The sequence below is a fragment of the Caulobacter segnis genome (genome assembly GCF_031454995.1).
Classification (GTDB): domain Bacteria; phylum Pseudomonadota; class Alphaproteobacteria; order Caulobacterales; family Caulobacteraceae; genus Caulobacter; species Caulobacter segnis_E.
In genome coordinates this window covers 286,688-299,634 of sequence record NZ_JAVDRV010000005.1, presented here as the reverse complement: position 1 = coordinate 299,634, position 12,947 = coordinate 286,688, and the positions used below count along the sequence as shown (strand labels likewise).

The 12,947-nt window shown below is 69.5% G+C and carries 11 protein-coding genes and 1 pseudogene; 7 read left to right on the top strand and 5 right to left on the bottom strand.

The features are described 5' to 3' along the window. Positions 1 to 7: 7 nt before the first annotated feature. The 3 genes and pseudogenes from plsY to J2728_RS17385 all read left to right on the top strand — a co-directional run bounded on the left by plsY (position 8) and on the right by J2728_RS17385 (position 2,959). Positions 8 to 658 (top strand): glycerol-3-phosphate 1-O-acyltransferase PlsY, encoded by a 651-nt coding sequence (plsY, locus tag J2728_RS17395; protein ID WP_013079877.1) that lies wholly within the window; start codon positions 8 to 10, stop codon positions 656 to 658. Next, positions 655 to 1,751, top strand: a pseudogene (gene dprA, locus J2728_RS17390) (DNA-processing protein DprA). Before plsY ends, dprA begins: the two are co-directional and overlap by 4 nt. Before the next feature lie 23 nt (positions 1,752 to 1,774). Further along, positions 1,775 to 2,959 (top strand): methyltransferase, encoded by a 1,185-nt coding sequence (locus tag J2728_RS17385; protein WP_310001174.1) that lies wholly within the window; start codon positions 1,775 to 1,777, stop codon positions 2,957 to 2,959. A 55-nt stretch (positions 2,960 to 3,014) separates the two neighbouring features. On the opposite strand, the gene J2728_RS17380 is transcribed toward J2728_RS17385, so the two are convergent. From J2728_RS17380 to J2728_RS17370, 3 genes are all read right to left on the bottom strand, one after another. Beyond that, entirely contained in the window at positions 3,015 to 3,806 is a 792-nt protein-coding gene (locus J2728_RS17380; RefSeq protein ID WP_310001222.1) for a hypothetical protein, read from the bottom strand. Positions 3,807 to 3,920: 114 nt separating this feature from the next. Further along, positions 3,921 to 4,265, bottom strand: coding sequence for a hypothetical protein (locus J2728_RS17375; RefSeq protein ID WP_310001172.1), 345 nt, complete (start codon positions 4,263 to 4,265; stop codon positions 3,921 to 3,923). Between the two features lie 111 nt (positions 4,266 to 4,376). Then, entirely contained in the window at positions 4,377 to 4,547 is a 171-nt protein-coding gene (locus J2728_RS17370) for a hypothetical protein (protein ID WP_310001171.1), read from the bottom strand. Positions 4,548 to 4,721: 174 nt separating this feature from the next. On the opposite strand from J2728_RS17370, the gene topA reads away from it, so the two are divergent. The 3 genes from topA to rnr are packed head-to-tail and all read left to right on the top strand — an operon-like array spanning position 4,722 to position 10,150. Beyond that, positions 4,722 to 7,406: a type I DNA topoisomerase gene (gene topA / locus J2728_RS17365; RefSeq protein ID WP_310001169.1), complete on the top strand. Its 2,685-nt coding sequence runs from the start codon at positions 4,722 to 4,724 to the stop codon at positions 7,404 to 7,406. Positions 7,407 to 7,444: 38 nt separating this feature from the next. Beyond that, positions 7,445 to 7,810 carry a hypothetical protein gene (locus J2728_RS17360; protein ID WP_310001166.1) on the top strand — a complete coding sequence of 122 codons (366 nt, stop codon included), beginning with the start codon at positions 7,445 to 7,447 and terminating at the stop codon, positions 7,808 to 7,810. 57 nt (positions 7,811 to 7,867) lie between these two features. Then, positions 7,868 to 10,150 carry a ribonuclease R gene (gene rnr, locus J2728_RS17355; protein ID WP_310001163.1) on the top strand — a complete coding sequence of 761 codons (2,283 nt, stop codon included), beginning with the start codon at positions 7,868 to 7,870 and terminating at the stop codon, positions 10,148 to 10,150. Positions 10,151 to 10,280: 130 nt separating this feature from the next. On the opposite strand, the gene J2728_RS17350 is transcribed toward rnr, so the two are convergent. After that, positions 10,281 to 11,276 (bottom strand): SGNH/GDSL hydrolase family protein, encoded by a 996-nt coding sequence (locus J2728_RS17350; RefSeq protein WP_310001161.1) that lies wholly within the window; start codon positions 11,274 to 11,276, stop codon positions 10,281 to 10,283. A gap of 52 nt (positions 11,277 to 11,328) precedes the next feature. On the opposite strand from J2728_RS17350, the gene J2728_RS17345 reads away from it, so the two are divergent. Beyond that, complete coding sequence (locus J2728_RS17345; protein ID WP_310001159.1) at positions 11,329 to 12,489, top strand: pyridoxal phosphate-dependent aminotransferase; 1,161 nt, start codon at positions 11,329 to 11,331, stop codon at positions 12,487 to 12,489. On the opposite strand, the gene J2728_RS17340 is transcribed toward J2728_RS17345, so the two are convergent. Then, on the bottom strand, positions 12,422 to 12,880 hold the full coding sequence (locus J2728_RS17340; RefSeq protein ID WP_310001158.1) for an ion channel: 459 nt from the start codon (positions 12,878 to 12,880) through the stop codon (positions 12,422 to 12,424). The genes J2728_RS17345 and J2728_RS17340 overlap by 68 nt on opposite strands. Positions 12,881 to 12,947 lie beyond the last annotated feature (67 nt).

Sequence of the window (12,947 nt, the reverse complement as noted above, 5' to 3'; positions counted from 1 at the left end):
AGAAAACGTGGAAAGTCTCGCCTCTGCCGTTTATCTGACTCTCGCGATCGCCGTCGTCGGCGGCTATCTGCTGGGGTCGATCCCGTTTGGCCTGATCGCCACCCGTCTCGGCGGCGCGGGCGATATCCGCCAGATCGGTTCCGGCAACATCGGCGCGACCAACGTGCTGCGCTCGGGCCGCAAGGACCTGGCCCTGATCACCCTGCTGGGCGACGCCGGCAAGGGCGTGGTGGCTGTGCTGCTGGCCCGTTACCTGACCCACGGAAATCCCATGGTGATCGCCCTGGCCGGCGGCGCGGCGTTCCTGGGCCACCTGTTCCCGGTGTGGCTGAAGTTCAAGGGCGGCAAGGGCGTGGCCACCTTCTACGGCGTGCTGCTCAGCGCCGCCTGGCCGGTCGGCGCGCTGGCCGCCATCACCTGGCTGGCCATGGCCGCCATCTTCCGGATCAGTTCGCTGGCCGCCCTGACCGCGGCCGTCCTGGCCGCTCCCTTCGCCATCGCCACCGATCAACCGCGTCCGATCCTGGGCCTGGCGATCTTCATGGCCATCCTGATCTTCATCCGTCACCGCGAGAACATCGCGCGCCTGCTCAAGGGCGAGGAACCGAAGATCGGCAAGAAGAAGCCGGCCGAGCCGGCGCCCGCCGAGGCGCCGTGACCGTCGGCCGGCTCTCGGACATCCAGCGCCTGGCTGGCTTCGCCTGGCGCGCACCGAGACGGTCGGCCCCGTCGCCTTCGACCACCTGCTGGCCCGTTACGGCACGCCCGAGCGAGCCCTGTCGGCCCTGCCCGACCTCTCCCGCAAGGGCGGCCGCGCGGTCCCGCTGACCCTGCCGCCGCGCGAGGCGATCGAACGCGAGCTCGAAGCGGGCGAGAAACTGGGCGCGCGCCTGATCTGCGGCCGCGAGCCCGACTTTCCGCCGCGTCTGGCGGCGCTCGATCCGCCTCCGCCGGTATTGTGGGCGCTTGGCCGCGCCGAGCTGCTGTCCGAACCGTCCATCGCCATCGTCGGGGCGCGCATCGCCTCGGCCGCCGGCCAACGCTTCGCCCGCCATTTGGCGACGGACCTCGGAACCGCCGGCTATGTCGTGGTGTCGGGCATGGCGCGCGGCATCGACGGCGCGGCGCACGAGGGCTCCCTGACCACCGGAACCGTGGCCGTGCTAGGCGGCGGGGTCGGCGACATCTATCCGCCAGAGCACGACAAGCTGCACGCCCGCCTCGCCGCCGAGGGCTGCGTCGTCTCCGAGAGCGCCCCGGACCGCCGCGCCCAGGCCAAGGACTTCCCGCGCCGCAACCGGATTATCTCGGGCCTGTCGCTGGGCGTCGTCGTGGTCGAGGCCGAGCTGAAGTCCGGCTCGCTGATCACCGCGCGCCTGGCCGCCGAGCAGGGCCGCGACGTCTTCGCCGTGCCCGGATCGCCGCTCGATCCGCGCTCGAAGGGCACGAACGACCTGATCCGCCAGGGCGCGATCCTGTGCGAGGGCGCGGAGGACGTGTTGCGATCACTCGCCGGCGAGGCCCGGCTGCGCGAGCACGACCGCGCCTATGACGGCGAGCCGCCGGCCGACATCGACCCCGACGCCCTGCGCGAGCGCGTCGCCGCCCTGCTTTCGCCGACGCCGGTCCCCCGCAACGACCTGATCCGCGCCGTCGCGGCCCCGACCTCGGCGGTCATGGCGGCCCTGGTGGAGTTGAGCTTGGCGGGCCGGGCGGAGTTTGTGGACGGCGGGCTGGTGGCGCGGCCATAAAGGGCCGACACGGAGCGGCCTAATTGAGCACCCTGCAAGAAACCTTCGATCGCGCGATGGCCGCCACCGCCGAGGGGCGTTTCGACGCCGCGGTGTCCGACTTTCAAGCCGTGCTGGCGGCGCGCCCCGACGAGGGGCCGGTGTTGTTCAGCCTGGGCGTGACCCTGATGAACGCCCGGCGCTTCCCCGAGGCGGCCGAGGTCCTGAACCGCGCCGTGGCGACCCCGGACGTCGAGCCGCTGTGGCGCAACTGCCTGGCGCAGGCTCGTTACATGACCGGCGACTTCGCTGGCGCGGCGGCCACCTTCGAGACCGTCGGCGAGCCTCTGGGGGACGGCGCCGTCCTAACCTGGGCCCGCGCGGCCGCCTACGCGGCGGCGGAGACCTCGACCGCGGACGCGGCCTTGGCGGTGTATGGGCGGATCGCCGGTCCCCTCGCGGAAGACCCCACGACCGTGATCCGCGAGGGGTTCTCCATCCTCGTCGCGTTCAAGCGACTCGCGGCCGCTCGCACGCTGGGAGACTGGCTGGCGGAGCACACCGTCGACGACCCGATCCAGGGGCATGAGCGCCGCGTCCTGACCGAACAGGACATCGATCGCGCGCCGTCGGACTATGTCGAGGCCCTGTTCGACAACTTCGCGGACCGCTTCGACGAGCAGTTGGTCGACAACCTCGGCTACGACGCGCCAGCGCTGTTGGCCGACAAGGTGGCCGCGCATGGCGACCGGTTCGCGCGCATCCTGGACCTGGGCTGCGGCACGGGCCTGGCCGGACCGCATCTGCGCCGTTTTCAGGGCCGGATCACCGGAGTCGATCTTTCGAGCGGCATGCTGGCCCGAGCGGCCGAGCGTGGCGACTACGATCAACTCGTCCAGGCCGAGGCGATTGATTTTCTAGGCCGGGCTCCAGCGGGCTTCGACCTGATCTTCTCGGCCGACGTGCTGGTCTATTTCGGCGACCTGGCCCCGCTGTTCGCGGCGGCGGCCAGCGCCCTGCCGCCTGGCGGCGTATTGGCCGTCAGCACGGAACGCGGCGAGGAGGGCTGGACGCTGCTCCCCTCGGCCCGCTACGCGCATGGCGAGGCCTATGTTCGCCAGGCCAGCGCCCCCTGGTTCGACCTTTTCGACCACGCGGAGATCTCGCTGCGCCGCGACGCGACCGACACCACGCCGGGCCGCCTCTACGTGATGAGGCGAAAAGGCTAGCCGATCCTTCGCCGGAGCACCGTCGACCTTCGCCCCGCTCCAACCCAGAACGGCTCTAGCCGCCTCGCCGCGCGCCCTTCGCGAACAGCAAGTCCGACCACTGCCAGTGGCCGCCGCCCAAGGCGAAGCGGGCCGCGCCGGGGCCGTCGTTCAGCGAGATCAGGACGAGACCCCGCATCGGCTCGGCGCGGCAGGCGGCGGGCGCGAAAGCGACCTCCATCATGATCATCTCGCGCAGGCCCGACAGACCGTCGCCCTCCTCGCCGTCCGTGCGAACCCAATCGCCGCTCCAGACCAGGGGCGCGCGGCCAGCGTTCACGGTGGCCGCGTGGGCGCGCATCAGGGAAGCCCGGGCCCTGGGGTTCTTGCGCAGGCCCTCCTGCAGGAGGCGAACCATGTCGCACCCCGCCCCCCCTCCGCCGCCGCCCGCGCCCGATCCCGCCGTCGCCGCGCCCATCAACTCGGACTCCCCCAGACCCATCACCCGAGCCGGCGCGGGCTTGGGGCTGGCCGGCAGCGGCGTCACGTCCTTGGGGATCGGCGCCTTGGTCACGCGGAGCGGAGAGCGCGGCGCGGCCCTGGCGGTGTCCTTGGGCTTTTCGGGCGATGGCGGCTTCTTCGGCGCCTTCACCGGCGACTTGGGGGCCTCGTGCGGCGCGGGCGGCGGTGGAGGGGGCGGTGGCGGCGGAGGGGGCGGCGGATCGACCAGCGTCACCATGACGGACGGCGGTTCGGGCGGCGTGGGCGTCACATGGGCGGCCAGCAACACCGCCACGGCCGCGGCGTGCGCGGCCAGGCTCACGACCAGGGCCGCGCCCTTCCCGCCACGTCGTCTCCAGTGCGCCATCTGCTCGCCACGCCACGGACCGAAGCGCCGGCCCAAGGTTCTGTGGACCACGCGTCCGCGTCAGGAAGTGGGCGAATGGTCGAGCTTAAGAGAGCGACGTCGGCTCACGACCCTCTAGTGACGTTCTGATAGTTCGCTTTCCGTCGAGGCCCCCATCGACGTAGCGCGCGCGTCGAGATCGTCTGTCACATGCGTGATGGCCGGCCAGAAGTGTCCAGCGCAGACGAAGCCGACGACGTGATGTCCATCCGCCCGAATTGCATCGAGAGCGAATGTTCTTCGCCCCTTGAGGCAGCGGCCGCTGCTGTAAGTCCAATCAAGTTCGACTGCGCGGAACCCCTCCGCTTCGAGGTGCGATTCTGCGAGATGGCGGTCGATTATTGGTGACGCGACCGTGACGAACAGCAGTACCAGAACTGTAAGCCCTATGCCGAAAAGCGTCTGTTTCGGATGCTCCATGCGGCCAAGCTATCGCAGCGAGTGTCGGCTCACCACCCATCGCCGACCTTCGATCCGTCCGCTCTCTGGGATGTCAGTAAAACGCCGCTCCGCGGCGACAGCCAGGATGGCTCAGACGCTGAGATCCACCAGCAGCCCCGTCCCCGCGGCCGGCGCGGCGCGCACGGCTTCCTTCAGCTGATCGGCGATTTGCGCGCGATCAGCGTTCGAGGTCACGGGCTTGATCGGGCGGATCGGCGAGACATAGGCCTCGGTGGCGATCCTGTTGACGGTCAGGTCCATCGGCGAGCAGTCACAAAACCAGGCGATAAAACTCGCACAAGCGTCTTAACAAGCGGCTACCAGCGACTCAAAGCGCGGCCGTTCGGCAGAGCCCGCGTTGACAGACCCCCAAGCGGGCCCCACTTTCCCCGGCGCTCGCCTCCCGGGCGATCCGCCTTCCAGCCCAGAGTTAGAATGAACGTCGTCGTCGTCGAGAGCCCGGCCAAGGCCAAGACCATCAACAAGTACCTCGGGTCCGACTACACGGTTCTCGCTTCCTACGGTCACATCCGCGACCTGCCGTCCAAGGATGGCTCGGTGGAGCCCGACAACGACTTCGCCATGAGCTGGGAAGTCGACGCCAAGGCCTCCAAACGCGTCAGCGACATCGTCGACGCCCTGAAGAAGGCCGACCGCCTGATTCTGGCCACCGACCCGGATCGCGAAGGCGAAGCGATCAGCTGGCACGTGCTGGAAGTGCTGAACAAGAAGAAGGCGCTGAAGGACAAGTCGGTCCAACGCGTCACCTTCAACGCCATCACCAAGACCGCCGTCACCGAGGCCATGAAGGCCCCGCGCGATCTCGACATGGAGCTGGTCGAGGCCTACCTGGCCCGCCGCGCCCTCGACTATCTGGTCGGCTTTACCCTCTCGCCCGTGCTGTGGCGCAAGCTGCCCGGCAGCCGCTCGGCCGGCCGCGTGCAATCGGTCGCCCTGCGTCTGGTCGTCGACCGCGAGCTTGAGATCGAGCGCTTCAGGACCCAGGAGTACTGGACCGTCGAGGCCGACGTCTCGGCCGGCTCGGACCCGTTCCTGGCGCGCCTCGTCAAGCACGAGGGCAAGAAGCTCACCAAGTTCGACCTGGGCAACGAGACCTCGGCCCTGGCCGCCAAGGCCGCCGTGCAGGCCGCCGTCTTCAAGGTCGAGGCCGTCGAGAAGAAGCCCGGCAAGCGCTCGCCCGCCCCGCCCTTCACCACCTCGACCCTGCAGCAGGAAGCCGCCCGCAAGCTGGGCTTCAGCGCCCAGCGCACCATGCAGGCGGCCCAGAAGCTGTACGAGGGCGTCGATATCGGCGGCGAGACCGTGGGTCTCATCACCTATATGCGGACCGACGGCGTCTCGATGGCGCCCGAAGCGATCACCGAAGCCCGCGACGTGATCGGCAAGGTCTATGGCAAGGAATACGTCCCGGACGTCCCGCGCCTCTACAAGTCCAAGGCCAAGAACGCCCAGGAGGCCCACGAAGCCATCCGTCCGACCAGCCTGGGCCGGAACCCCGGCTCCCTGCGCCTGGATCCTGAGCTGGGCCGCCTGTACGAGCTGATCTGGAAGCGCACGATCGCCTCGCAGATGGAAAGCGCCCGCATCGAGCGCACCACGGTCGATCTGGAGAGCGCCGACGGCAAGACCGGCCTGCGCGCCACGGGTCAGGTCGTGCAGTTCCCCGGCTACCTCGCCGTCTATGAGGAAGGCCGCGATGACGAGGGCGACGAGGACAGCGCCCGCCTGCCCGCCATCATCGAAGGCTCGCCCGCCCAGGTCCGCGAGGCCCGCGCCGACCAGCACTTCACCGAACCGCCGCCGCGCTACTCCGAAGCCAGCCTCGTCAAGAAGATGGAAGAGCTGGGCATCGGCCGTCCGTCGACCTACGCCTCGGTGCTGGGCGTGCTGCGCGACCGCGAATATGTCCGCATGGAGAAGCAGCGCTTCATCCCCGAGGACAAGGGCCGCCTGGTCACCGCGTTCCTGGAGCAGTTCTTTAAGCGCTATGTCGAGTACGACTTCACGGCCGCCCTCGAAGAGCAGCTGGACCTGGTTTCGGACGGCAAGCTGGACTGGAAGCAGTTCCTGCGCGACTTCTGGAAGGACTTCCACGCGGCCGTCGGCGAGATCGCCGAGCTGCGCACCACGAACGTCCTGGACGCCCTGAACGAGGCCCTGGGCCCGCACATCTTCCCCGACAAGGGCGATGGCTCCAACCCGCGCCTGTGCCCGACCTGCGGCACGGGGCAACTGTCCTTGAAGACCGGCAAGTTCGGCGCCTTCATCGGCTGCTCGAACTATCCGGAGTGCCGCTACACCCGTCAGCTGGGCGTCTCCGAAGGCGACGGCGAGGCCGAGAGCGCCGACAAGGAGCTCGGCGTCAATCCGGCGACCGGCCGCGCCGTGTGGCTGAAGAACGGCCGCTTTGGCCCCTATGTCGAGGAGCTGGCGGCCGAGGGCGACAAGCCCAAGCGCTCGTCCCTGCCCAAGGGCTGGATCGCCTCGGCCATCGACCTGGAGAAGGCGCTGCGCCTGCTCTCGCTGCCGCGCGAAGTCGGCAAGCACCCGGACGACGGCAAGGTCATCACGGCGGGCCTGGGGCGCTTTGGGCCGTTCGTGCTGCACGACGGCACCTACGCGAACCTGGAGAACGCCGACGAGGTGTTCGACGTCGGCCTGAACCGCGCCGTCGCCATCCTGGCCGACAAGCGCGCCGGCGGCGGTCGTCCGCAACGCGGGACCGCGGCGGCCTTGGCGGAACTCGGTAACCACCCCGAGGACGGCAAGCCGATCCGCGTGCTGTCGGGCCGCTTTGGCCCCTACATCAAGCACGGCGACACCAACGCCAACGTGCCCAAGGGCAAGGACCCGGCCGCGATCACGCTCGAGGAAGCGCTGGCCCTGATCGCCGAACGCGCGGCCAAGGGCGGCGGCAAGAAGCCGGCGAAGAAGGCCGCGGCCTCCAAGGCCAAGGCCGCGCCCAAGGCGGAAGGCGACAAGCCGGCCAAGAAGACGGCGGCTAAGAAGCCGACCGCCAAGAAGGCCGCTCCGAAAGCCAAGGCCAAGGCGACCACCGCCTCGGACGACGGCGCCGCGCCGTGGGACGACGAGGCCTGAGCCTGTTCAGCCGGTTTGGACGAGAGTAGATTGCGCGGATGACGACGCTGGAACGTCCCCTGCCGCTGAATGTCGTGTTGACGGCGCTGGTCCTGTGCTGCGTCGGCGGCTTCGCCTTCGGCCTGACCAAAGCGATGAAGATCGATCGCGGCGGCGCGACCACGTCCACCCAGCCGCTGGCCGAGGTCTCCGGCGTCCCGGTCAAGGACGCCGCCCCCGCCCTCGCCTACGAGCCGCCGCCCGTGGAAGCGCCCAAGCCCAAGGCCGTCGAAGTCGAGACTCCGGAACAGGACGCTCCGGCGCCGGTGATCGAGGCCCCGCCCGTCGCGACAACGCCCACGCCCGAGGCCGCGCCCAAGCCGGCCGAGCCGGCGCCGCCGAAGTCGATCGAGGATCTGTACTAGGCGCTCAGCGCCCCACCTCGTGTTTCCCTAAGTCCGCCGAACGCGTTAAGGCAGGGCATGGCTAAACGTCGCCCGCCCAAAACCTTCAAGCCCAAGCCCGCCGCCGGACTGCCGGACCGCGAGACGCTGCTGGCGTTCCTGCGCGACGCCGGCGAGACGGGGAAGGCCGATATCGCCCGCCACTTCGGGCTCAAGGGCGCCGACCGCCGGGCCCTGCGCGAGATGATCCGCGAGCTTGAGGCGCAAGGCGCCTTGGCCAAGCGCGGTCGTAAAGGCTTCGCGGAAGCCGGCTCCCTGCCCCCGGTCGGGGTGGCCGACGTGGTCGAGCGCGACGGCGACGGCGAGCTCTACGTCAAGCTCACCAAGTCCGACGACGATGTCCCCAATGTCCGTCTCGCGCCGACCAAGGGCGAGGCCGCCGCCGGCGCGCCGGGGCTGGGCGACCGCCTGCTGGTTCGCTTCGAACGCCTGGAGAGCGGCGAGTTCGAGGCCAAGCTGATCAAGAAGCTGGGCCAGAGCGCGCACAAGATCCTGGGCGTGATCCGCAAGCACCGCCGCGAGGTCCGCGTCGAGCCGGTCGATCGCAAGTCCAAGGAGAGCCTGGTCCTCGATCCTAGCGTCGCCCACGAGTACAAGGACGGCGACCTCGTCGTCGCCCAGGTCGGCACGCATGGCGGCCGCTACGGCCCCAAGCCCGGCAAGGTGCTGGAGGTGGTCGGGACCGAGAATGATCCCCGCGCCGCGTCGCTGATCGCCATCCACAGCCACGGCATCCCGACCGGCTTCTCCGAAGAGGCCGAACGCGAGGCCAAGGCCGCCGTCGAACCGACGCTGTCGGGGCGCGATGACCTGCGCGACCTGCCGTTCGTGACCATCGACCCGGTGGACGCGCGCGACCACGACGACGCCGTCTACGCCCACCCCGATCCCGACGCCACCAACGTGGGCGGCTGGATCGTTTGGGTCGCCATCGCCGACGTCGCGGCTTACGTTCGCCCGGGCTCGGCCCTGGACCGCGACGCCCGCGAGAAGGGCAACAGCGTCTACTTCCCCGACCGCGTCGAGCCGATGCTGCCCGAGACCCTGTCGAACGGCCTGTGCTCGCTGCGCGAGGGCGAGAACCGCGCCACGCTGGCCGTGCGGATGGTGTTCGACAAGTCGGGCCGCAAGAAGGGCCACAAGTTCGTGCGCGGCCTGATGCGCTCGGCCGCCAAGCTCTCCTACGAGCAGGCCCAGGCCGCCATCGACGGTCAGCCCGACGACAAGACCGGCCCCCTGCTGGACCCGATCCTGAAGCCCCTGTGGGCCGCCTATCACACGATGAAGATCGGCCGCGAGGCCCGCTCGCCGCTGGCCATCGAGAGCGATGAGCGCCGGATCATCATCCGCGAGGGCGAGATCGCCTCGATCACCAAGCGCGCCTCCCTCGAAGCCCACAAGCTGATCGAGGAGATGATGGTGCAGGCCAATGTCTGCGCCGCCGAGAGCCTGGAAGCCAAGCGCTCGCCCCTGATCTACCGGGTGCACGACACGCCCAGCCTGGAGAAGGTGCAGAACCTCGCCGACTTCCTGCAGACGCTCGAAATCCGCTGGAGCAAGGGCGAGGCGCCGCAAACCTCGCGCTTCAACAAGCTGCTGGAAGAGACCCGCGAGAGCCCGAACGCGGCGATCATCAACGAGGTGGTCCTGCGCACCCAGATGCAGGCCCACTACAGCGCCGACAACATCGGCCACTTCGGCCTGAACCTGGCCAAGTACGCCCACTTCACCAGCCCGATCCGCCGCTACGCCGACCTGATCGTCCACCGGGGGTTGATCCGCGCCCTGGGCCTGGGGACGGATGGCCTCACCGACCAGGACATCGCCCAGATCAAGGACACGGCCGAGGTCATCACCCACGCCGAGCGCCGCGCCATGGCCGCCGAGCGCGACGCCACCGACCGCTACATCGCCGCCTTCCTGGCCGACCGCGTGGGCGCGACCTTCGAGGGTCGGATCACCGGCGTCACCCGCTTTGGCCTGTTCATCAAGCTGGCCGACACCGGCGCGGACGGCCTCGTGCCGGTCTCGACCCTGGGCCAGGAGTTCTTCATCCACGACGACAAGATGCACGCCCTGGTCGGCGAGCGGACCGGCAAGCGCTGGCCGCTGGGCATGGGCGTCGAGGTCAAGCTGGTCGAGGCGACGCCGGTGACCGGCGGCCTGCTGTTCGAGATGCTCAGCGACCCGCTGCCGCCGGATCCGAAGGCGCCCCGCCCGAGGCTCGGCGCGCGGCGGCAAGCGGCGGTGAAACCACGCGGCGGCCTGCCGAAGGGCGTCCGGCGCGGGAAGCGGCGGTAGCGCGGCGGATAGATGCTCCCCCGCGATGCGGGGGAGCTGTCGCGGAGCGACTGAGGGGGCTAACGCGGCATCGGAGGCGCTCGCCCCCTCCGGCCCTCTGGGCCACCTCCCCCGCGAAGCGGGGGAGGAACTAGTTCTCCAGGATCGCCGCCTCCAGCCGATCGGCCATCATCTTCTGATCGGCCGCTGACGGGTGCGAGTGGCACGCGGTCCGCTCCATGCCCGTGATCCGCACCGCCGTCGCGCCCGCGCGGGCGGCGACCTCGGCGACGTCGTCGACGAAGGTGTCGCCCTGGATCAGGAAAAAGCGCGCGCCCGGGCGGCTGGCCTTCAGCCCCTCGACGAAGGCGACGTAGGCCTCGCGATAGTCCTTGCGCAGGGCCGCCTCGTCCGCCCAGGCCTCGCCCGCGCGCAGCGAGGTCGAAAAGTCGTTGGTGCCAAGGCCGATCACCACGATTTCCGGCTTCCAGGGATCATTCGCGGCGATGCGCGGCTCGGCCTGGCCCGGGATCAGGCGCGGGAACAACGCCGGCAGCGGCTCCCCGGGCGCCAGACCGTTGTAGTTGCGCACGACGCCGCGTCCCGAGAAGGCTTCGATCCGGTAGTCGGCGTCGAGCCGGGCGGCCAGGTCAGGAGCGAACGACAGACTGGTGTCCGTCAGGTCGTGGACCTGTTGCTCGGTGCAGTCGCGGGTCGTCGAGCGGACGCCGTAGGCGACGGTGTAGGAGTCGCCGATGAACTCGATGCGGCGCGGCCGCGCGGGCGCCGGCAGCGCCCGGCCCTCGCGTCCCACGAAGAAGCCCTCGAACCGCGCCGAGCCGGTCTGGCTCTCGGTCAGCTTGTCGACGCGCACGACATGTTCGCCCGGGCCCAGGCGGTCGAGCTTCAGCCGCGTTTCGCCGGACTTGATGAGCTCGGCCTTGCGCACGCCGTCGACGCTGACGGCCAGGTGCTCCACGCCCGTATCGACCGCCACCTCGACGGAGGGGCCGCTGAAGCGCCCCTCGAAATAGACGCCCGGCCAGCCGAACGCGTAAGCCCCGCCGGGCGCTGGCGCGACCCTCCCGCCGATGTTCAGCGGCAGCGGGGTCTGGACGATGGCGGCGGCGAGCAGCAGAGAGAGCATGCCCCGTTCTATGTGGGATGCGCGCCGCGTCAAACCCCGCTAAACCGCGACCATGCGCGCCGAGATCGAACCCTTCCACGCCATCGCCATCAGCCGGTTGGCCCATGAGCTGAAGATGCAGGGCCGCTCCATCATCCACATGGAGTTTGGCCAGCCCTCGACGGGCGCGCCCAGCAAGGCGATCGCCAAGGCGCACGAGATCCTCGACGCCGAGGCCATGGGCTATTGGGAAAGCCCGCTGCTGCGCGAGAAGATCGCCCAGCGCTACCAGACGCTCTACGGCGTCACGGTCGAGCCCGAGCGGATCGTCCTGACCTGCGGGGCCTCGCCGGCCCTCGTCCTGGCGCTATCCAGCGTGTTCCAGCCCGGCGATCGCATCGCCATCGCCCGCCCCGGCTATGTCGCCTATCGCAACACCATCAAGGCGCTGCACCTTGAGCCCGTCGAGATCGCCTGCGGTCCGGAAGACCGCTTCCAGCTGACCGCCCAGTATCTGGCGCGGTTGGATCCCGCCCCCGCCGGCGTGATCGTCGCCAGTCCCGCCAATCCGACCGGCACGATCATCGCGCCCGAGGAATTGGAAGCCATCGCGCGCGTCTGTCGCGAGCGCGGCATCCGGATCATCAGCGACGAGATCTATCACGGCCTCAGCTACACGGGCCGCACGCCCTCGATGCTGGAGTTCGCGCCCGACGCCCTGATCGTCAACAGCTTCAGCAAGTACTTCAGCATGGCCGGCTGGCGCCTGGGCTGGCTGCTGACGCCCAAGGGCGAGGACCTGGATCGGGCCCGCGCCTATGTCGGCAACCTGTTCCTGACCGCCCCCTCCCTGGCCCAGCACGCGGGTCTGGCGGCCATGGATTGCATCGACGAGCTGGAAGGCCACATCGAGGTCTATCGCCGCAATCGCGAGCTGATGCTGGAGGCGCTGCCGGCGCTGGGCCTCCAGCGGATCGCTCCGCCCGACGGGGCCTTCTACATCTGGGCCGACATCGGCCACCTGACCAACGACTCGCTGACCTTCTGCAAGGACCTGCTGCGCGACACCGGCGTCTGCACCGCGCCCGGCGTCGACTTCGACCCGGTCGAGGGCCACCACTTCATCCGCTTCAGCTTCGCGGTGTCCACGGCCGAGGTCGAGGAGGCTATTCGCCGGATGGCTCCGTGGTTTTCCGCTCGAGCCGCCAGTCCAGCCCCATGGCCAAGAAGGTGAACGAGCCGGACCAGCCGATCAGGATCAGGCCGGCCAAGGGTTCGAGGCTGGCGATCAGACGCAGCGCGCCGACCGGATAGACGTCGCCGACGCCTTGAGTGGTGAAGGTCTCGATCGAGAAGAAGAACAGCTGGCTGGCGGTCATGGCCGGAACGCCCACGAACGCGCCCAGGCCCAGGACACGATCACCGACCCAGTAGCCGCCGGCGAACAATCCGGCTTCCAGGACGTGCGCGACGATCAGGCCGAAGATAACCAGCAAGATCTTCAGCTGGCGCGACAGCCTGGGCGAGGCCTGGCCGACGGACAGCAAACGCAACGCCTGATAGTGGATCATCACGGCGGCGAAAATCAGCGCCAGCGACAGCGCGAAAGCGTAGAGTTGGGCCATCGTCTTCCCTTCGAAGGCCAAGAAGGCGAGTGCTTCTGACGGCCTCAATAGGGCTTAATTTTGATCC

What these genes read in the sequence shown, in the direction of transcription:
- J2728_RS17380 (WP_310001222.1), bottom strand. Translation starts at nt 3,806, where the DNA reads ATGGCGCACTGGAGACGACGTGGCGGGAAGGGCGCGGCCCTGGTCGTG.
- J2728_RS17375 (WP_310001172.1), bottom strand. Translation starts at nt 4,265, where the DNA reads ATGGAGCATCCGAAACAGACGCTTTTCGGCATAGGGCTTACAGTTCTG.
- J2728_RS17370 (WP_310001171.1), bottom strand. Translation starts at nt 4,547, where the DNA reads ATGGACCTGACCGTCAACAGGATCGCCACCGAGGCCTATGTCTCGCCG.
- topA (WP_310001169.1), top strand. Translation starts at nt 4,722, where the DNA reads ATGAACGTCGTCGTCGTCGAGAGCCCGGCCAAGGCCAAGACCATCAAC.
- J2728_RS17360 (WP_310001166.1), top strand. Translation starts at nt 7,445, where the DNA reads ATGACGACGCTGGAACGTCCCCTGCCGCTGAATGTCGTGTTGACGGCG.
- rnr (WP_310001163.1), top strand. Translation starts at nt 7,868, where the DNA reads ATGGCTAAACGTCGCCCGCCCAAAACCTTCAAGCCCAAGCCCGCCGCC.
- J2728_RS17350 (WP_310001161.1), bottom strand. Translation starts at nt 11,276, where the DNA reads ATGCTCTCTCTGCTGCTCGCCGCCGCCATCGTCCAGACCCCGCTGCCG.
- J2728_RS17345 (WP_310001159.1), top strand. Translation starts at nt 11,329, where the DNA reads ATGCGCGCCGAGATCGAACCCTTCCACGCCATCGCCATCAGCCGGTTG.
- J2728_RS17340 (WP_310001158.1), bottom strand. Translation starts at nt 12,880, where the DNA reads ATGGCCCAACTCTACGCTTTCGCGCTGTCGCTGGCGCTGATTTTCGCC.